At 61.7% G+C, this 20,568-nt stretch carries 13 protein-coding genes; 2 read left to right on the forward strand and 11 right to left on the reverse strand.

Going from position 1 to position 20,568, the window contains the following annotated elements; genetic code table 11:
• Window position 1: 1 nt before the first annotated feature.
• Genes glgB through AB8A50_RS00135 form a run of 3 tightly spaced genes read right to left on the reverse strand, consistent with a single transcriptional unit; the run spans window position 2 to window position 7,402 of the window.
• A complete protein-coding gene (glgB, locus tag AB8A50_RS00125; RefSeq protein WP_439076353.1) occupies window positions 2-2,143 on the reverse strand; it encodes a 1,4-alpha-glucan branching protein GlgB in 2,142 nt (713 codons plus the stop codon).
• Complete coding sequence (treS, locus tag AB8A50_RS00130; RefSeq protein WP_439076354.1) at window positions 2,140-5,439, reverse strand: maltose alpha-D-glucosyltransferase; 3,300 nt, start codon at window positions 5,437-5,439, stop codon at window positions 2,140-2,142. Before treS ends, glgB begins: the two co-directional genes overlap by 4 nt.
• A 10-nt stretch (window positions 5,440-5,449) precedes the next feature.
• Window positions 5,450-7,402 carry an alpha-1,4-glucan--maltose-1-phosphate maltosyltransferase gene (locus AB8A50_RS00135; protein WP_439076355.1) on the reverse strand — a complete coding sequence of 651 codons (1,953 nt, stop codon included), beginning with the start codon at window positions 7,400-7,402 and terminating at the stop codon, window positions 5,450-5,452.
• 198 nt (window positions 7,403-7,600) lie between these two features.
• Here AB8A50_RS00135 and malQ point away from each other — a divergent pair, with 198 nt between their 5' ends.
• Both malQ and AB8A50_RS00145 read left to right on the forward strand, forming a co-directional pair.
• The gene (gene malQ / locus AB8A50_RS00140) at window positions 7,601-9,553 is read left to right on the forward strand and encodes a 4-alpha-glucanotransferase (RefSeq protein WP_439076356.1); all 1,953 of its coding nucleotides are present in this window, start codon (window positions 7,601-7,603) and stop codon (window positions 9,551-9,553) included.
• Window positions 9,554-9,577: 24 nt separating this feature from the next.
• A complete protein-coding gene (locus tag AB8A50_RS00145; protein WP_175367270.1) occupies window positions 9,578-11,377 on the forward strand; it encodes a glycoside hydrolase family 15 protein in 1,800 nt (599 codons plus the stop codon).
• Window positions 11,378-11,417: 40 nt separating this feature from the next.
• Here AB8A50_RS00145 and AB8A50_RS00150 read toward each other — a convergent pair whose 3' ends face one another.
• The 8 genes from AB8A50_RS00150 to AB8A50_RS00185 all read right to left on the reverse strand — a co-directional run bounded on the left by AB8A50_RS00150 (window position 11,418) and on the right by AB8A50_RS00185 (window position 20,488).
• On the reverse strand, window positions 11,418-12,227 hold the full coding sequence (locus tag AB8A50_RS00150) for an HAD family hydrolase (protein ID WP_439076357.1): 810 nt from the start codon (window positions 12,225-12,227) through the stop codon (window positions 11,418-11,420).
• An 11-nt stretch (window positions 12,228-12,238) separates the two neighbouring features.
• A complete protein-coding gene (locus AB8A50_RS00155; RefSeq protein ID WP_439079890.1) occupies window positions 12,239-12,718 on the reverse strand; it encodes a gluconokinase in 480 nt (159 codons plus the stop codon).
• Window positions 12,719-12,773: 55 nt separating this feature from the next.
• Window positions 12,774-13,514, reverse strand: coding sequence for a 6-phosphogluconolactonase (pgl, locus tag AB8A50_RS00160; protein WP_439076358.1), 741 nt, complete (start codon window positions 13,512-13,514; stop codon window positions 12,774-12,776).
• A 4-nt stretch (window positions 13,515-13,518) separates the two neighbouring features.
• Window positions 13,519-15,045, reverse strand: a complete 1,527-nt coding sequence (gene zwf / locus AB8A50_RS00165; protein WP_439076359.1) for a glucose-6-phosphate dehydrogenase — start codon at window positions 15,043-15,045, stop codon at window positions 13,519-13,521.
• A gap of 5 nt (window positions 15,046-15,050) precedes the next feature.
• Window positions 15,051-16,079, reverse strand: a complete 1,029-nt coding sequence (gene gnd, locus AB8A50_RS00170; RefSeq protein ID WP_439076360.1) for a phosphogluconate dehydrogenase (NAD(+)-dependent, decarboxylating) — start codon at window positions 16,077-16,079, stop codon at window positions 15,051-15,053.
• Window positions 16,080-16,143: 64 nt separating this feature from the next.
• Window positions 16,144-18,996, reverse strand: coding sequence for a bifunctional transaldolase/phosoglucose isomerase (locus AB8A50_RS00175; RefSeq protein ID WP_439076361.1), 2,853 nt, complete (start codon window positions 18,994-18,996; stop codon window positions 16,144-16,146).
• Window positions 18,997-19,373: 377 nt separating this feature from the next.
• A complete protein-coding gene (locus tag AB8A50_RS00180; protein ID WP_439076362.1) occupies window positions 19,374-19,826 on the reverse strand; it encodes a DsrE family protein in 453 nt (150 codons plus the stop codon).
• Window positions 19,827-19,855: 29 nt separating this feature from the next.
• Window positions 19,856-20,488: a hypothetical protein gene (locus tag AB8A50_RS00185; protein ID WP_439076363.1), complete on the reverse strand. Its 633-nt coding sequence runs from the start codon at window positions 20,486-20,488 to the stop codon at window positions 19,856-19,858.
• Between the last annotated feature and the right edge of the window lie 80 nt (window positions 20,489-20,568).

Raw genomic sequence — 20,568 nt, forward strand, 5'->3', positions numbered from 1 at the left:
TCTAGAATTCCGGTACGAGAAAGAGTGCGGCCAGCGGTGGAAGGGTCAGACTGAGTTCGGGGACAAGCCCCTTGGCAATGACTTCGCCCGAATTTCCGACATTGCTGCCGCCATAATGCGCGGCGTCGGAATTCAACACCTCGCGCCAGGCGCCGGTGAACGGCACGCGGACGCGGTAATCGTGATAGACGTTGGGCGAGAAGTTCACGACCACGAGGCACTGCGTGCGCGGGTTGGCGCCCTTACGCAGCCAGGCGAAAACGTTGTTGCCGGCATCGTCGGTGATCATCCATTCGAAGCCCGCGGGATCGCAATCGAGTTCATGCAGTGCCGGCTGGTTGCGATACAGCTCGTTGAGATCGCGGATCAGCGAATGGATGCCGGCATGCTTGTCCTGCTCGAGCAGGTGCCAGTCCAGCGACGTGTCATGATTCCATTCGCGCTCCTGGGCAAATTCGCAGCCCATGAACATCAGCTTCTTGCCGGGATGTCCGAACATGAAGGCGTAATACGCACGCAGATTGGCGAACCGCTGCCAGTCGTCGCCCGGCATGCGGCCCAGGATGGACCGCTTGCCGTGCACGACTTCGTCATGCGATAGCGGCAGCACGAAATTTTCTGAGAAGGCGTATTGCAGCCCGAACAGAATGTCGTTGTGCTGGTACTTGCGATAGATCGGATCCTTGCTGATGTAATTCAGCGTGTCATGCATCCAGCCCATGTTCCACTTGTAGCCGAATCCGAGCCCGCCGAATTCAACGGGGCGTGAGACCTGCGGCCAAGCAGTGGATTCCTCCGCCGCCGTGGTCGCATTCGGAAATTTGGCGAAGACCTCGGTGTTGAAGCGGCGCAGGAAGCTGACGGCCTCGATATTCTCGCGACCGCCATATTTGTTCGGAATCCAGGCGCCGGCTTCGCGGCTGTAATCGAGATACAGCATCGAGGCGACGGCATCGACGCGCAGCCCATCCACATTGTAACGCTCGAGCCAGAACAGCGCGTTGGAGACGAGGAAGTTCACGACTTCGGTGCGGCCGTAATTGTAGATCAGCGTGCCCCAGTCCATGTGCCGGCCCTGCAGCGGGTTGGCATGTTCATAAAGGGCCGTGCCGTCGAAATTGCCGAGGCCATGCGGATCATCCGGGAAGTGCCCGGGCACCCAGTCGAGCAGCACGCCGAGCCCTTCGGCGTGGCAAGCGTCGATCAGCAATGCGAATTCTGCCGGCGTGCCGAAGCGGCTCGTCGGCGCAAACATGCCGGTCGGCTGATAGCCCCATGAACCGTCAAACGGATGTTCGTTGACGGGCAGGAATTCCACATGGGTGAAGCCAAGATCGCGGGCATAGCGCGGCAGCGTCTCTGCTAGGTCGCGATAGGTCAGCCATTCATTGTCACCCTTGCGGCGCCACGAGCCCAGATGCACCTCATAGATCGACATCGGCTTGTTCAGCGCATTGATGTGATCCGGGGCATGGCGCGGATGCGGGATCCTGGTTTCGTCGAGCACGACGGACGCTGTGGAGGGCCGCAGCTCGGCGGCGAAGGCCATCGGGTCGGATTTTTGCGTCAACTGTCCATGCGGGCCGATGATGTCGAACTTGTAGTGATCGCCGGGCATCGCGCCCGGGATGAACAGCTCCCAGTAGCCGGCACCGCGCACGCGCATGGGATGACGCCGCGCATCCCAGAAATTGAAATCGCCGACCACGCTGACGCGCTTTGCATTGGGTGCAAGCACGACGAAGCCGACGCCGTTGACGCCTTCGAGCACCATCGGATGGGCGCCGAGCTTGTCATAGAGCCGCTGATGCGTGCCTTCGCCGAGCAGATAGAGATCGAATTCGGTGAGGATCGGCGGAAAGCGATAAGGATCGTCAAGATCGACGGATCTGTCGCCATAGCGCGCCCGCAGTTGATACTTGGTCGAGCCATTAGCCAGCGCGCCGACAAACAGCCCGGCGTCATGCACGCGCTCCAATGCCGTCGTCGCACCGTGATCATCAATGGCATCGACCTTCACGGCTTCCGGCAGGAAAGCGCGCACGACCGTCTTATCGGCTTCCTTGTGGGGGCCGAGATAGTGAAATGGATCGGAGTGGCGGCCTTCGACGATTGCGTAAGCCTCGGCGGGCAAATTGGTCATACGGCTTCCTCAGAATACTGGTTCAGAATGCGCAGGATGCCAGTCAGCGGCACGCGCAGCCAATCTGGCCGATGCGCAAGTTCGTATTCGATTTCATAAAGCGCCTTTTCCAGAAGGAAGAAGTTCAGCATTTCTTTGGTGGCTCCCGCGTCTGCCGGCCACAGCCGCGCATCGGTCATGGTCTCGCGATAGGCGTCAACGAAAGCCGTGGTGGCACGTTCCCGCCAGGCGTCCAGTGCGGCTGCCAGCTTGCCGGTGTCGTCCGAAGTTACCTTGAGCGCGCGTTCCAGCGCTGCCGTTGCCGAATAATCGATCGAGCGAATGAGCCCGGCGATATCGCGCGCAGCGGGCGCCTTGCGGCGGCGCTCATCGATCGACCTGCGCGGTTCACCCTCGAAGTCGATGATAAAGATATCATCCTTGACGATCAGCATCTGGCCGAGATGGAAATCGCCGTGATGGCGGATCTTCAGTCCATCGATATTCTCCGGCAGCAGCTCGGTCAGCCACCCCCGCAAGCCGTGGCGCAGTTCCAGCACCTGATCGATCAGCGCGCGATCCGAATCCTTTGCAGCATTGCGACGTTGGGCGAGCGCACTAAATACCGGCTCCGCACGCGTGACGATTTCATTGATCCAGAGCCTGATATCGTCAGGCGACGTCGGCTCCGGCTTGAAATCCGGGATGTCGTCGCGGCTGGCCAGCGCCATCTGCATCTCGGCGACACGGCGGCCGGTCTGCGACATATAGAGTAGATACGGTACCTGCTCTTCACTGTGAGGCGCGTGGTCATCCACCGCCAGCAGACGCTGCTCATCGGCGAAACGGTCGAGATAGGCCGATGTCACCGTCCAGGCATCGCCCTGATTCTGCACGAAGGCATGCACGATGGCGACGGCGGTGCGTTGATCGCCCTCCACCAGTTCGACACTGCCAAGCAAAGCCGGCGTATTGGTGAAACCGGCGATATCCGTCAGGAAACGGCTGACCTCGATCTCCGGATTGATGCCGGCCTGCAGCTTGCGATAGATCTTCACGACGTAATCGTTGTCGACCAATGCAGTGCTGTTGGACTGTTCGGTTTCGACCGCACGGATGTTCTCCAGCGGCGCAGCCGGCTTTTCGGCGAGCTTGGTCGTCGGCCGGAATTCCAGACGGTTGCCCTCTTCTTCGACGGTCAGTGAAATGCGCAAATTGTGCAGCAGCAGCGCAATGAAGATGTGGTCGGTGGCGACATCGAGCAGGGTGCCTTCGCGTGCGCCCTGGCGGACAGCGGCAAAGGCTTTCGGATTGTAGCGTTCGCGATCGAAGCGGGTCCACTCGATCTGCATGGGCAGCAGATAGCGCGTCGCCACATTGCGCTGCGTGGTTTCGAAGAACACCAGCCATGGACGATTGTCGCCGATCTCGCAGAACGGGATCGCGCCGGTGAGCGCGGGCTGGATCGCCTTTGGCTGTCGCTCCGGATACCAGCGGCTGCGCGCCAGGAAGGAGGGCAGCACGTCGCGCTCGAACACACCGCGCGTACGGGCGAGAGTCATCCAGGTCGAGCCGAGCGGCACCACCAGCGTTTCGAATTCCGGTACCACCGGCGGCTGCGAATGCTCGGAGACATCGCGGAGCTGCAGCTGGAACCAGTAGAAGCCGTAAGGCGCCAGCGTGATCATGTAAGGCAGATCGCCGATCGGCGGGAATTTGGTGCGGCCGAGCATTTCCAGCGGCACGCGTTCCTTCCACGGCGATAGATCGAGTTCGGTGGCCTGCGCGGCGCGCGACAGGTTGGCGACGCAGAGGATCGCTTCGTCGCCGAGCTGGCGCACATAAGCGAGAACGGAGCGGTTGTCGGGGCGGATGAAGGTCATGGTGCCGCGACCGAAAGCGAGCGTCGATTTTCTGACAGCAATGAGCCGTTTGGTCGCCGACAGCAGTGACGATAGGCTGCGCGACTGCGCCTCCACGTTCACCGACTCATAACCGTAGATTGGATCCATGATCGGCGGTGCATAGAGCCGCGCAGGATCTGCGCGCGAGAAGCCGCCATTGCGGTCCGGTGCCCACTGCATCGGTGTGCGCACGCCGTTGCGGTCGCCGAGATAGATATTGTCGCCCATGCCGATCTCGTCGCCGTAATAGATGATCGGCGTGCCGGGGAACGACAGCAACAACGAGTCCAGCAGCTCGATCTTGCGCCGATCGTTGTCCATCAAAGGCGCCAGGCGACGGCGAATGCCGACATTGATGCGCGCGCGCGGATCGTTCGCATAGGTCGACCACAGATAGTCGCGCTCGACGTCCGTGACCATTTCCAGCGTCAGCTCGTCGTGATTGCGCAGGAACATCGCCCACTGACAGTCGCCAGGAATGTCCGGCGTCTGCCGCATGATATCGGTGATCGGGAAGCGGTCTTCCTGCGCCAGCGCCATATAGATGCGCGGCATCAGCGGGAAGTGATAGGCCATGTGGCATTCATCACTGTTGCCAAAATATTCCTGCACGTCTTCGGGCCACTGATTGGCCTCGGCCAGCAACAGTTTGCCCGGCGCATAGGCATCGAGCTCGGCACGCAGATGTTTGATGACCTTGTGCGTTTCCGGCAGGTTCTCGTTATTGGTACCGTCGCGCTCGACAAGATAGGGGATCGCGTCCAGACGGAAGCCATCGACGCCGGCATCCAGCCAGCGTTTCATCACCTGCACCACGGCAGAGACGACGCGCGGATTGTCGAAATTCAAATCCGGCTGATGTGAGAAGAAGCGGTGCCAGTAATAGGCCTTGGCCTCCGGGTCCCAGGTCCAGTTCGACTTTTCGGTATCGGTGAAGATGATCCGGGTGCTCTGATATTTCTGGTCGGTGTCGCTCCAGACATACCAGTTGCGCGCACTGGAGCCGGCCGGGCTGCGGCGGGCGCGTTTGAACCAGTCATGCTGGTCCGACGTGTGATTGATGACGAGTTCGGTAATCACGCGCAAGCCGCGGCGCTTGGCTTCGTGGATGAAGCGCTTGAAGTCCTTCATCGTGCCGAAGTCGGGATGGATCGAACCATAGTCGGCGATGTCGTAGCCGTCGTCGCGGCCGGGCGACGGATAGAACGGCATCAGCCAGATGGTGGTGACGCCGAGATCCTGCAGGTAATCCAGCTTCTCGGTCAGGCCGATAAAGTCGCCGATGCCGTCATGGTTGCTGTCAGCGAAGGTCTTCACATGCAGCTGATAGATGATGGCGTCCTTGTACCAGAGCTTGTCGATCTCCTCGGCGCGCTGTTTCGCTTTAACGTCGATATCGGTCATTACGTTCATGTCAACGCTTTCAGGCGAGGCAACGGAAGAAGATGGCGGGATCGCGCTGGGGATCGAGACGCAGGCGGATGCCGCCCCATTCGACGCCATGGCGCTCGCCGGTAATGATGTTCTCGACGGCGGCGACGTTGCGCTTCTCGCCATCGACCGTGACTTGCGTGTCGATCGGCAGCCAGAATTCATACGGATCGCGCGACAGCGCGATGGCGCCGGCGACTGTATTGGTGCCGTCCACCGACTCCTTGACGAAGCCGATGATGTTGTCGTTCTCCACCGGCATGAAGCGCAGGTTCGATGTCTGCTGCAGTGCCGGGTTGGCGCGGCGCGCGTGATTGAGCGCGGTGATGTAGGGCTTGATATTGCCCGGCGCATTCCAGTCGCGGGTCCTGATCTCGTATTTCTCCGAGTTCAGATATTCCTCCTTGCCCGGAATGGCCTCGTGTTCGAGCAATTCGAAACCGTTATAGATGCCATAGGTCGACGACAGCGCGGCCGCCAGTGCCACGCGGGCCTTGAACATCCAGGCTTCGCCGGATTGCAGGTGATAGGGCAGGATGTCCGGCGTGTTGACGAAGAAGTTCGGGCGATAGAATTCGCGCTCCGGATAGCCGCATAGTTCGTTGAGATATTGCTCCATCTCCCACTTCGCGGTGCGCCAAGTGAAATAGGTATAGCTCTGCGAGAAGCCGAGCTTGGCGAGGCCCTTCATCAGCTTCGGGCGTGTGAAGGCTTCCGCCAGAAACAGCACGTCCGGATGCTTCAACTGCACCTCGTGGATCGCCCATTCCCAGAACCGCAACGGCTTGGTGTGCGGATTGTCGATGCGGAAGATCTTGACGCCCTGGTCGCACCAGAACAGCAGCATGTCGCGCAGCGCATTCCACAGCGATCCCGCGTCCTCGCTGTCGAAGTCGGGATTATGGATGTCTTCGTATTTTTTCGGCGGATTCTCGGCATATTTCATCGAGCCGTCGGGCCGACGCTTGAACCAGTCCGGATGCTCTTTGACCCACGGATGATCCGGCGAGCACTGCACGGCCACGTCGATCGCCACTTCCAGACCGTGCTCCTTGCACGCAGCGATCAGCGCATGGAAATCTTCTATGGTGCCGAGTTCGGGGTGGATCGCGTCATGGCCGCCCTCGGCGCCGCCAATGGCATAGGGGCTGCCGACATCGCCTGGTTCGGAGGTCAGCGAGTTGTTCTTGCCCTTGCGGTTGGTCTTGCCGATGGGGTGGATCGGCGTGAAATACAGCACGTCGAAGCCCATGGCCTGCACGTCGGGCAGGCGGGCAATACAGTCGCGGAACGTGCCATGCTGGCCGGGCACCGTGCTCTGGCTGCGCGGCACCATCTCGTACCACGCACCGTTGCGGGCACGTTCACGGTCGATCATCAGCGGCAGCAAAGGTGAGCGCGTCAGGTCCGGGCGCAACTGTGCCTCGCCCATGGCGGTGCGCAGCTCAGGTGACAGCAGCGGCTCATTGTCGCCGGTCTGCAGGAAATTCTCGCATTGCTTGACGATGAGCGCCGAAGCCTCGGGCCCGCCATTCTGCGCCTTGGTCATCAGACCGGCGCCTTCCAGCGCATCCAGTGTGACATCCTGTCCCGCCTTCAGCTTCAGTTCGAAGCCGTGGCGCCAGGTCGCGAATTCGTCGGTCCAGGCCTCGATCGCATACACATAGCGGCCGATGCGGTCAGGCGTGAATGTGCCGCCCCAGCGGTCATTGACCTCCAGCGTCATCGGGACCCGATTCCACTCGCGGTCCTGCTCGCGGCGCCAGACAATGGCTGCGGCAATGATCTCGTGACCATCGCGATACAGGTCGGCGTAGACGGCGACAGGTTCGCCCACGATGCGTTTGACCGGGAAGCGGCCAGCGTCGATGATCGGATAGATGTTTTCGATATGGAAAGCCCCGCCGATACCGGCGGTGTCCACGATTTGCGATGTTCTGTTCACGGTGATGCCATCATGAGGTGTCGTCCCTGTTCGATTTTTCAAAAAGAGACGGTGCGATCATATACAAAGCCCCGTGACAGGGGTTTGGTTCCCCATGGAACTCAGCTTAGATCGACGCGTTGAAATCGGCTATCCTCTTCCGCAAATTCAGAAATTTCCCAGCAACTTTCGATTGTTGCTCTGCAAACAGCGTGCCGAATGGACCTTTTCACTAAAGCTGCCGAACTCGGAATCCAGACCGGTTTTCACGACGGTCAAGGCCAGTGGCACACCACGGGCGAAGCTGCCCTGAAGCTCATTCTGGACGCCATGCCGGTGCGCACACCGCATCGCTTCGTGGCGAGTCCGGTCGTGGTCCGGGCCGGCGAGGGTGCCCGCACGGTCCTCAATGAGGCTGCCACGTTTCCCCTGACCTGGAAAATTCTCGACGGGGTTAAGGTTATCGCCGAGGGAACGACGGAGGGGCGCGAGATCACCTGGCCGCGCGACCTGCCGGTCGGCGTGCACCGGCTCAGGCTGGTCGACGCCAAGAAATTCCCCGACGAGGCGCCCTTCATCGTCGCGCCGTCCAAGGCATTTTCCGGTACCTTCGATCGGTCCTGGATTCTCGCCGTACAGCTCTACGGCGTGCGCTCCGAGCGCAACTGGGGCATCGGCGACTTCACCGATCTGCAGGACCTGATCAGACTGGCCGCCAGTTTCGGCGCCGGCGGTGTCGGTCTCAACCCGCTGCATGCGCTCTTCGACGACAGGCCGGCCGAATGCAGTCCGTATTCGCCGAACAGCCGGCTGTTTCTCAATCCGCTCTATATCGACGTCGAGGCGCTGCCCGAATATGCGGCCCATGACAGCGGCGATATGCTGGCGAATATGCGCGCCAGCAAGTTCGTCGATTACCCTGACATTGCTGCGGCAAAGTCGAAGGGCATGCGCGCGGCCTTCGAGGCTTTCTATGCCGATCCGACATCCGAGCGTCAGAAGGCCTTTGCCGCATTCCGCGCCGAGCGCGCGCCGCTGCTGACGCGCTTCGCCTGTTTCGAAGTGCTGCGCCATCAGCACCAGACCGCGTGGTGGGACTGGCCGTCGGAATGGCTGCTGCCCGATGACGCGACCTGCGACGCCTTCCGCGCCGGGCCGGACGGCAAGGACGTGGCTTACATCGAGTATGTGCAGTGGAATGCCGATCTGCAGCTCAAGGCGTGTTTCGATCTGACGACGAAGCTCGGCATGCCCGTCGGCCTCTATCTCGACGTCGCCGTCGGCGTGCAGTCCGGCGGCTTCGATGCCTGGAACGAGCAGATCGCGATCTCGCGTCATCTGTCAGTCGGTGCGCCGCCCGATGCGCTGCAGCCCGCCGGGCAGAACTGGGGTCTCGCCGGCTTCAATGCCGCAGGGCTGGAAGTGCAGGGCTTCGCGCCGTTCAAGGACATGTTGCGCGCCTCGATGCGCTATGCCGGCGCCGTCAGGCTCGATCACGTGCTCGGCCTCAATCGGCTTTACGTCGTGCCGCATGGCTACGACGCCGACAACGGCGCCTATGTAAAGATGCCGCTGGAAGCACTGCTGGCCGTGACGGCGCAGGAGAGCGTCGCCAATCGCTGTGTGGTGATCGGTGAGGACCTCGGTACCGTGCCGGACGGCTTCCGCGATCATCTCGCATCCTGGGGCATCTGGTCGTATCTGGTGATGATGTTCGAGCGTGATGAACGCTATGCCTTCCGCGGTATCGACTATTACGCACCGAATGCGCTGGTGACATTCAATACCCATGATCTGCCGACCTATGCCGGCTGGCGCAGCCTGCACGATCTGCAGCTGAAGCGCTCGCTGGGCATCGATCCCGGCGAGAGCGACGATGCCCGCCGTTACGCGCTGCAGATGCTCAGCGAGGCGCTGCGAGCCCAGGGCATCAATACCGAAGACTTCTACGCCGTCGCTCACTTTCTCGCGCGCACGCGGACCCGTTTGCTGGCCCTCGCGTTGGAAGACCTGTTGGGTGTGATCGATCAGCCGAATATTCCCGGCACCATCAATGAGCATCCGAACTGGCGGCAGCGGCTGCCGGCCACGGTGGAGACGATGGCCACGTCGATCGATCGTGACGCGCTGCACATTGCAACCGCGGACAGGAGTCTGTCCGCATTGACCTAAATTTTGTCAGGTGGCGGAAAGACTTTGTACAGCAATATCGAAGATTACGCGCTGATCGGCGATTGTGAGACCGCCGCTCTCGTCAACCGCAACGGATCGATCGACTGGCTGTGCTGGCCGGCCTTCGATTCCGACGCGTGCTTTACCGCGCTGCTCGGCACCAAGGATCACGGCCGCTGGCAAATCACGCCCGACGCTCCGATCACGGCATGCAAACGGCGCTATCGCGGCGACTCGCTCATTCTGGAAACCACGCTGGAGACGGACGACGGCGCCATCACGCTGATCGACTTCATGCCGCCGCGCGGCGCCGCTTCCGATGTGGTGCGCATCGTCCGCGGCGATCGCGGCACGGTGACGGTCCGGATGGAGCTGATCATCCGCTTCGGATTCGGCGCGGCCATCCCTTGGGTGAAGCGCGACAAGGACGGCGGAGTGCTGGCGATTTGCGGGCCCGACATGACCGTGCTGCACACGCCCGTCGAGACCCATGGCGAGAACCTTACGACCGTCGCGAAATTCGAAGTCAAACAGGGCGACAGCGTCCCGTTCGTGCTGACCTATGGGCCGTCGCATCTGAAGGTGCCGGCGCCGATCAACGTTGACGAGGCGCTGAAGGACACCGAGGAATTCTGGAAAGAATGGAGCAGCCGCTGCACCTATAAAGGCGAGCACCGCGATCTCGTGATGCGCTCGCTGATCACGCTGAAGGCGCTGATCTATGCGCCGTCCGGCGGTATTGTCGCGGCGCCGACCACGTCGCTGCCCGAAAAGCTCGGCGGCTCCAGAAATTGGGACTATCGCTTCTGCTGGCTGCGCGACGCGACCTTCACGCTGCTGGTGCTGATGAACAGCGGCTACACGGATGAGGCCCGCGCCTGGTATCGCTGGCTGCTGCGCGCCGTCGCCGGCGCGCCGGCCGAGATGCAGATCATGTATGGCATCATGGGCCAGCGTCGCCTGCTCGAATGGGAGGCCGACTGGCTACCCGGCTATGGCGGCGCGCTGCCGGTGCGCGTGGGCAATGCTGCGCATGCGCAGCTGCAGCTCGACGTCTATGGCGAGTTGATTGATGCCTTCCACCAGACCCGCGTTGCCAAACTCGATCTCGAGGATGGCACCTGGGCGGTGGAATGCGAGATCCTCGAACATCTCGCTTCGGTCTGGAACAAGCCCGATCACGGCATCTGGGAGCGCCGCGGCCCCGGCAAGCACTATGTGCTGTCGAAAGTCGGCTGCTGGGTTGCGTTCGACCGCGCCATCAAGAGCGCCGAGACATTCAATCTCAAGGGCCCTGTCGACCAGTGGAAGGAACTGCGCAAAGAGATTCACCGCGACGTCTGCGAGAAAGGGTTCGATCCCCGCGAAAATACCTTCGTGGAATCCTATGGCTCGGACGTGCTCGACGGCGCCATTCTGCTGCTGCCGGCTCTGGGTTTTCTTCCGGCCGACGATCCTCGCGTGAAGGGCACGATCGCAGCGGTCGAGAAATATCTGATACGTGACGGCTTCGTGCTGCGCCACGATCCGCGCGAGGTCACCGGCGAGGTTCAGCCCGCCGAGGGTGCGTTCCTCGCCTGCAGCCTGTGGCTGGCCGAGGCCTATATCAAGATGGGCGAGATCGCCAAGGCGGAAGAACTCTTCAATCGCGTCGTCGCGATCGCCAATGATGTCGGCCTGCTGGCGGAAGAATATGACAGCGGCGTCAAACGCCAGACCGGCAATTTCCCGCAGGCGCTGACCCATATCGCGCTGATCGCCGTGGCGCATAATCTGGCGAGCGCCAAGCGTCCGCAGGAGAAGAAGGTGGAGCGGGCGAAGTAGCTCTTCTCTTAACCCTCCCCGCAAGGGGGAGGGGGCTACGTCACGTGGCATTCCTTTTCAGAATCATCTCCACCGCGCCCGCAAAGCCTTCCTCCTCATTCGACGTCGTCACATCCGTCGCCTGCGACTTCACATCGTCGCTCGCATTGCCCATGGCGATCGACATGCCTGACACCTTGAACATCGGCAGGTCGTTGCGCATGTCGCCGATGGTGGCGATGGCCTCAAGGGAGATGCCGAGGCGCTGCGCCATAGCCTGCACAAAGGTGCCTTTGTTCTGGTTGGGCGGAGTGATGTCGAGATAGTAGTTCTGCGAGCGCACGGCGACAGCTGTATCGCCCAGCGCCTTCTGCATCGCACCCTCACAGCGCTCCAGCAACGGAAAGTCCGCGCTGGCGCCGACGATCTTGCAGGCCTTGGCAAGATAGGGCGAGAAGTCATCCACCATCACGGCCTCATGCTGGATGGTGTCGCGCTCATGCGGCACATATTTGCCGTCGTCGCGCTTGATCACCCATTCATCATTGGTGAAAATCCAGATATCGACGCCGTGGTCTTCCAACACTTCGATGGCGCGCTTGGTGGCAGCTTCCGGGATCAGGTGCTGCATGATCGGCTTGAGGTCGCCGTCCACCATGGAGCTGCCGTTGAACGGGCCGATCGGCAGCGTGATCCCCAGTGGCTTCACCAGGAAGCGCATGCCGACGGGCGGGCGGCTCGACGTGATCGTGAACCCGATGCCGGCGTCTTCCAGTTTCTTCACGGCCGCCTTGGCCGTGTCGGTGAGGCGTTTGTCGTGGGTGACGAGCGTACCGTCGACATCGGACACCACGAGAGCGATCTTGGTCATGGTTTGATCCTTCAGGCCGGCAGTTGTTTGATGATGGCGGAGACGATGCCGTCGACATCGTCGTCGATGGATACTGTCATGGGACGTTCGTCTGGTCCGGGGATTTCGAGCGTCTTGAACTGGCTGTCGAGCAGCGTCGGCGGCATGAAATGATTCTTCCGCGCCGCCATGCGCTTGGCGATCAGCTCCCTGGAGCCGTCGAGATAGACGATGCGAATGTCGTCGCGGCCGTGCAATAGCAGATCGCGATAGGCGCGCTTGAGCGCAGAACAGGCGACGACAAGCTTTTGGCCATCGGCGGTGACGCGGTCGATCTCGTCGGCAATGCTCTGCAGCCAGGGCCAGCGATCGTCGTCGGTGAGTGGCTGGCCCGCGCGCTGCTTCTCGATATTTGCCTTCGGGTGAAAATCGTCGCCATCGGCGAAGCGCCAGCCGAGGCGTTCAGCAAGTGTCTTCGCGATCGTGCTCTTGCCTGAGCTGGAGACGCCCATCACCACCAGAGCCTTGGGTGCCAGGATCTTGGGTGCCAGAGTCTTGGGCGCGGTGTCAGCCACGCGCGTCGTCCGGCAGGGCGGCCTTGTCGCACAGCCAAACGGTTTCGCCGTCCGACCGCGCGCGATTGGCTGGCAGATCCTCGCCCTTCAGCACCCGCGTCAGGATTGCGCGCTTGTCCTCGCCGCTCATCAGGAACAGCATCTCGCGGCATGAGGCCAGTGCCGGCAGCGTCAGGCTGACGCGCGGCACGAACGGCTTCACATGGGCTTCGGGCACGCCGACGACCCAGCGCTCTGTCACCTCGATGGCTGGATAGCCGGGGAACAACGACGCTACGTGGCCATCGGGGCCGACGCCGAGCAACACCAGATCGAACAGCGGTTTGGCTTTATCGAGCTTGTCGGCTCCGTAGAACAACTGCAGCTCGCGCGTATAGAGCGCAGCGGCTTCATCCGGATTCGCCGCATCGGTCTTGATTGGGTGCACATTCGCAAGCGGCGCGCATGCATCCAGAAACGCAGTTCGCGCCATACTCATGTTGTTGAGCGGATCGCTTGAAGAAACGAAGCGGTCGTCGCCGATGAACCAGTGTACGCGATCCCAGGGGATTTCGCTGCGATAGGGTTCGGTGGCGAGCAGTTCATAGAGCCGCTTCGGGCTCGATCCGCCGGTCATGCAGATGGCGATGCGGCCGGGATTGGCTTCGATGCGCTCGATCAGCCGGTCGGCTGCGGCCTCGGCGAGAGCCACCGCATCCTCGACCACGACGATATGGCGATTGGGCGCTGTCATCGCGTCAGCTCAGCACGCGCCAGCTACGACCGTCGCGCTTGAGCAGGTCGTTGGCTTCTTCGGGACCTTCGCTGCCGGCGTTGTAGGTCTTCAGCCCATCCTTGCCGGCCTTCTTCCATGCATCGAGGAACGGCTGCACGGCACGCCAGCCGGCTTCCACGCTGTCGGCGCGCTGGAACAGGATGTTGTCGCCGATCATGCAGTCGTAGATCAGCGTCTCATAGCCCGTCGCTGGCGCGGCCTGGAAGTAGTCCTTGTAGCGGAACTTCATCTCGACGCCGTCGATCTCCACGGCCGGACCGGGCACCTTGGTGTTGAACTTCAGCGAGATGCCTTCGTTCGGCTCCACCGCGATGACCAGGAAATTCTCGGCAAGGCTTTCCACGGACATGTCGCGGAACATCGCGAACGGTGCCTGCTTGAACTTGATCGCCACTTCGGTGCGCTTGATGCCGAGTGCCTTGCCGGTGCGCAGATAAAAAGGAACGCCGGCCCAGCGCCAGTTGTCGATCGACAGCTTCATCGCTGCATAGGTCTCAGTGGTGCTGCCATCCTTGACGTCTTTGGTCTTCAGATAATCACCAATGTCGGTATCGCCGACATGGCCAGCAACATACTGCGCGCGAACCGAATTCTGCAGTGCTTCGGCTTCGGTCTGCGTGGTGACGGCGGCGAGCACTTCGGCCTTCTCGGAGCGAACCGCATTGGCCTCGAACCGCGCGGGCGGTTCCATGGCCACCAGCGACAGCAGCTGGAACAGATGGTTCGGCACCATGTCGCGCAGCGCGCCGGTGGCGTCATAGAACGAGCCGCGATGGCCGACGCCGAGTTTCTCGTCCACGGTGATCTGCACGTGATCGATATGGTTGCGATTCCAGATCGGCTCGAACATGCCATTGGCAAAGCGCAGCACCAGGATGTTCTGCACCGTCTCCTTGCCGAGATAGTGATCGATCCGGTAGATCTGCTGCTCGTTCATCAGGCCGAGCAGTTCACTGTTCAGCTTCTTCGCGGATTCGAGGTCGGTGCCGAACGGCTTCTCCACCACAAGGCGCCGCCACGAGCCATTTTCCTTCAGCATCCCGGTACGGCCGAGCTGGCGCGCGATCGGCGCGAAGGCCGAAGGCGGCGTTGCCAGATAGAACAGGCGATTGCCGCCGGTGCCGCGCGCTTCCTCGAGTTTGTCGAGCTGTTCGCGCATGCGATCAAAGGATTCCGGCTCGCCCGGATCGGCCTCGATGCAGGTGACACAATTGAGCAGCTTCTGCGCGATGGCGTCGTCGACCGGGCGCGTCGCATATTGCTTCAGGCCCTTCATCAGGTCATCGCGGAGTTCCGCGCCGGTCATGTCCTTGCGGGCGATGCCGACGACGCAGAATTTCTCCGGCAGAAGATCGGCCGCCTGCAGGTTATACAGCGCCGCGATGACCAGCCGGTGGGCGAGATCGCCGGTGACGCCGAAGATCACGAATGCGCAAGGGTCTGGCTTCTTCTTGGATTTGGCAGGGCCTGGAGCTTGTATCTCGGTCATGCGGGCTACGCCTTTGGTTTGATGATATCAGGCGCGTCCTGCCGTTTTGGATCCGGATGCTGATCGGGCTCTTTGTGGCCGCCGAAACCGGCGCGCATCGCGGATAGAATCTTCTCTGCAAATGTGTGCTCCTTGCGCGAGCGAAACCGCGCAAACAGCGCCGCCGTCAGAACTTCGGCGGGGACCGCCTCGTCGATGGCGGCATTCACCGTCCAGCGGCCTTCGCCGGAGTCCTCGACGAAGCCCGAATAGGTATCCAGCGTCTCATTCTTGGCGAGCGCGGAGGAGGTGAGGTCGAGCAGCCATGACGGGATCACGCTGCCGCGGCGCCAGACTTCGGCGATGTCAGGCAAATTCAAATCGAAGCGATGCGCTTCCGGCAGCGCCTCGATATTGGCATTCTTCATGATGTCGAAGCCTTCGGCATAGGCCTGCATCAATCCGTATTCGATGCCGTTATGGACCATCTTGACGAAGTGACCGGCGCCGACGGGGCCTGCGTGGATGTAGCCGTTCTCGATGCGCGGATCGCTGTTGTCGCGGCCCGGCGTGCGCGGGATGTCGCCGATGCCCGGCGCCAATGTCTTGAAGATCGGATCGAGACGATCGACGACGCTCTTTTCACCGCCGATCATCATGCAGTAGCCGCGATCGATGCCCCAGACGCCGCCGGACGTGCCGACGTCGATGTAATACAGGCCCTTTTCCTTCAGCGCCTTGCCGCGGCGGACGTCGTCCTGCCAGAACGTGTTGCCGCCGTCGATGACGGTGTCGCCGGGCTCCAGCAGCCTGGTCAGCGCATCGATGGTGGTCTCGGTGATCTTGCCGGCGGGCAACATGACCCAGACGGCGCGCGGCTTGTCGAGCTTCTTCACGAAATCTTCCAGCGACGATCCGCCGGTGGCACCTTCGGAGGCGAGGCCGCTGACGGCCTTGGCGTCCTTGTCATAGACGACGGCGGTGTGACCGTTCTTCATCAGGCGGCGGACAATATTTCCGCCCATTCGGCCGAGACCGATCATGCCGAGCTGCATTGTGTGATGTCCTTTATTGATTGCGCATGACCCGAAGCAATGTCCGGGCCATGCGGATCGTCGTTTAGTTCAATGCGGCAGTAATCGCCTTGTCGAGAACAGCAAGTCCGGCCTTGAGATCGCCCTTGAGATGGATGCGCAGGGCGCGGCGGTTGCGATCCGTCAGCACGCCAAAGTCACCACGCGCCTGTGCCGCCTTGATGACACCGAACGAGGCGCGGTAATCGGGGATGGCGAGATCCTTGGCATCGTCCGCGGTGATCTGCAGGAAGACACCGGTATCCGGCCCGCCTTTGTAGGCCTGGCCCGTCGAATGCAGGAAGCGGGGGCCGAATTCGGCGCAGGTTGCCACCTTCTTCTTGTCGCGCACCGCCATACGCATGTGCTGCAGCGTGTCGATATGCTCGCCGTCGCGTTCGACATAAGCGAGCAGCGCGACGTAATCGCCGGGCGTGACGCGGCGGAAATGCGCCTTCAGCCATGACGTCAGATCGCCATTGGCGCCGGCCTTCTTCAGCAGTTCGACATTGCTATCGTCCGTATAGAGATCGGCTTCCTTTGACGACACCACCGGCGTCTCCGGTGGCAGCGAACCGGTCTTCTCAAACGCTTCCGTCAGCTCGCGCGTCTTGATCTTGGCGGCTTCCACATCTGGCTGGTTGAACGGGTTGATGCCCAGAATCGATCCCGCGACGGCTGTCGCGATTTCGAAGCGGAAGAACTCCTGGCCGAGATGATCGATGGACGGCATCACGATGCGCGCGACGGGATGGCCCGCCTTTTCAAGCGCGGCGAGCTTGTCGTCATGCGCCTTGTCGTCTTCGCCAGATGTGCGCAGGTCGATGAAGAAGCGGTCCGTGCCATAGACGGAAGGTTCGCCCAGCGTCTCGCCGTCGATCGGGATCAGGCCCTTGCCGTCCTTGCCGGTGGACTCGGCGATGAGCTGTTCGGCCCATGCGCCGAAATCGGCGATTTTCTTCGAGGACAGGATGGTGACCTTGTCGCGGCCATCGAGCCCGGCATTGCCCATCGCAAGGCCGAGCTGGACGCCGGGATTTTCAGCGGGCGGCACATCCGGCCCGCAGGAGCGGACCATCGACAGCGTGAGATCCAGCAGTTTGGTGAGGTCGACGCCTGCAGCAGCGGCCGGCACAAGGCCGAATGGCGACAGCACCGAATAGCGCCCGCCGATGGTCGGGTCGCCATGGAAGATGCGCGCAAACTTTTGGGTCTTCGCGACCTTCTCCAGCGATGAGCCGGGATCGGTGACGGCGACGAAGTGCGATCCAGCCTCGTCGGCGCCGACCGCCTTGGTCACCTCGTCGAAGAAATAGTTCTTCATCACATTCGGCTCGGTGGTGCCGCCGGACTTGCTGGAGACGATGAACAGCGTCTTGGCCGTGGTCACCGCAGCGCCCATGGCGCGCACCTGTGCGGGATCGGTGGAGTCCAGCACATGCAATTTCGGGAAGCCCGACACCTTGGCAAAAGTCTGCGCCAGCACTTCCGGCCCGAGGCTCGATCCGCCCATGCCGAGCACCACCGCATCGGTGAATCCCTGCGCCTTCACCCATTTGGCGAAGTCGTTGTAGTCGGCGAGCTTGGCCTTCTCGGCAAAGGCGCTGTTCAGCCAGCCCAGCCACTTGTCTTCATCCGATCCGGTCCAGACCGATTTGTCTTTATGCCAGAGCCGGCGGATCTTTGCGGACGCGCGCCAGTCTTCGGTCGAGGTCGCGACCTTCTTCGTGATGCCGTCGCCCAGCGCCAGCTTCTGCGATCCGATCCCGTTACCCAGCGATGTTGCGCGCTTGTGCGCCACAGCGCCGTATAGCTTGTCGGCCGCATCGGCGAACAGCTTGACGCCGTCCTCGACAAGATGGGTCGTGATCGCGTCGAGCGAAATGCCGGTCTTGGCGAGATCGGCCAGCACCTTCTTGGCATCCTCGACATTCTCTTCGAGGCTGTCGCGCACTTCGCCATGGTCGCGGAAGGCGTCCAGCGTGGCGGGCGGCACGGTATTGACGGTGTTCTTGCCGATCAGCTCTTCCACATAGAGCGTGTCGCGATAGTCCTTGCTCTTCACGCCGGTGGAGGCCCAGAGCAGGCGCTGCGGTTTTGCGCCTTTGGCCTTCAGCTTCTCCCAGCGCGGGCCGGCGAACAGTTCCAGATATTCCTGATAGGCGAGTTTCGCATTGGCGATGGCGACCTTGCCCTTGAGGTCCTTGAGCCGCGCCTTCTCGGATGGATCATTGGCCTTGGCGATCTTGTCGTCGAGCTGCTTGTCGACCTGCGCATCGATGCGGCTGACGAAGAACGAGGCGACGCTGGCCACATGCGAGGGATCGCCGCCGCCGGCAACATATTTTTCCAGACCATTCAGATAGGCCTCGGCGACCTCCACATAGGTCTTCTGCGCGAATAGCAGCGTCACATTGATGCTGATGCCTTCGCCGATCAGTTGCTGGATCGCGGGCAGCCCCTCCGGCGTTGCCGGCACCTTCACCATCAGGTTTGGGCGCTTGACGCTCGCCCACAGGCGCTCCGCCTCAGTGACCGTGCCCTTGGTGTCATTGGCGAGATAGGGCGAGACTTCGAGGCTGACGAAGCCGTCGTCGCCCTTCATCTTGTCGTAAACCGGTTTCAGCACGTCGGCGGCGTGCTGGATGTCCTCGACGGCAATGTGCTCGAACAGGTCGGCAGGCGATTTGTCGCCGGACTTCAGCGCCTCGGCAATCGGGGCATCATATTCGTCCGAACTTCCGATCGCCTTCTCGAAGATCGCCGGGTTCGACGTCACGCCCTTCACGGCGTCAGTGTCGATCAGCTTCTTGAGGTCGCCTTTGGCGACGAAGCCGCGGGCGAGGAAGTCCAGCCAAACGGCCTGACCATGGGATTCGAGTGCTTTGACGGGATTCATGATGCCTTGTTCTGTTCGCAATTATCAAAAGGCCGATCGCCGCGCGAAACGTTCCGCGGCCCGGTTCCAATGATCGCCCCAAACCCCTACGCATGGCAAGCCGAACGGTTCCATTCAGGTCGCGGGGGCCGGATCGCAATTCCGTGTTCGCCAGATTGGCCCGGCGGCATGACAATTGTGCAAATTTTGTGCGTCGGTTTTGTGGGTATTCGCGCGGGCGACTGCGGTGCAGTGAGATGCGGATCGCGAACCTCTCCGCGTCATGGCCGGGCTTGACCCGGCCATCCAACTTCCTCCAGCGGACATAAAGATGGATGCCCGGATCAAGCCCGGGCATGACGAGTTCTAATTTCCAACATGCTCGTCCGAAGCGATGCCTAAGGCCGAATATACAGATAGCCCTGCGACTGCAGCTCGGCGATCCGGACGACACCGCCGCGGTCGGCGATGGTGAAGCCCGGCAGCAGGCCGTCCAGCGTCACATCCTGCGCCTTCATGGTGTTGCTGCAGGCGGCCAGTTGCAGGCCGGACTTGGTGAATTTGGTGACCCGCGCGGTGATGTCGGGATTGGCGGAAGCCCGGGCAAATGACTTCAGTGCCGGCCCGAGCACGACCAGCGCGATGGTAACGTTGTCGGGGCCGCCGACACCGTCGAAATGGTTCTGGATATTGCCAAGCGCGAAATTCACCCGGTCGGCATCGGCGAGATGATAGACGACCTTGAGCTTGGCAGGCGGCTTCTGGTCGGCCGTCGCGGCACTCGCTCGCGATGCCAATAGTCCCGCGCCGACCGTCGACAGGGCGGTCCACAATAGGCTGCGTCGATTCATGGTTGGCTCCGATTTGGCGTCAATCACGCTTACTTGCTGCGCATCGCCGCGAGTTCCTTGCGGTCCGTGATCAAGGATTCACATTCCTTCAGACTCGTGCGATCGAGCCGGAAAATCTTGTCGTCTTCGCCGCCGGTGAGCGCGTCGGTGCCGGGTTCTTCATCGGGCTTACTGTTCTGCCAGATGCGGACGCGCTCGACGCGGACCAGCGTTGCGTCGATGTCTTTGGCCAAGCCGATCGCAATGCCGCCGCCGTCGCAATCGACACTGCATGCGAACTTCACTTCCTGGCCCTTGTCGGTATCCTGGATCTGGCCGCAAGAACCGCTGGAATCCCAGTCGCCTTTGCGATGGCGATATTTGAAGCCGAGCCGGAACGAGTAGGGCGTGTAGCTTTCCTCGGGCGGATGCCCGGCGACGACCAGCAGCTTCATGGTGCTGACCTTCTGCTTGGGATGCCGTGCCAGATGCTCGGCGTCATAGCGCCGGACGAAGCAGGCATAGGTCAGCTTCGGACCCAGCGGGCCGGCAAACATGCGCTTGTTGAATTCGGCTGCCTTCACCGCATCGACCTTGGCCGGCTCGTCCTCGGCACGCGCCAGCGGGCTGCCGATGATCAGAGCGGCGGTGAGAACCAGAAGGGACAGCACACGGATGGTCATCGACGTCTCGCAAGGAGAGGCAGCCCGTTGCGGGCAAGTTCACCTTGGTCGCTTCAGAAGCGGGATGCGTTCAATCGAGG

It is taken from the genome of Tardiphaga sp. 841_E9_N1_2 (assembly GCF_051811065.1).
Lineage (GTDB): Bacteria > Pseudomonadota > Alphaproteobacteria > Rhizobiales > Xanthobacteraceae > Tardiphaga > Tardiphaga robiniae.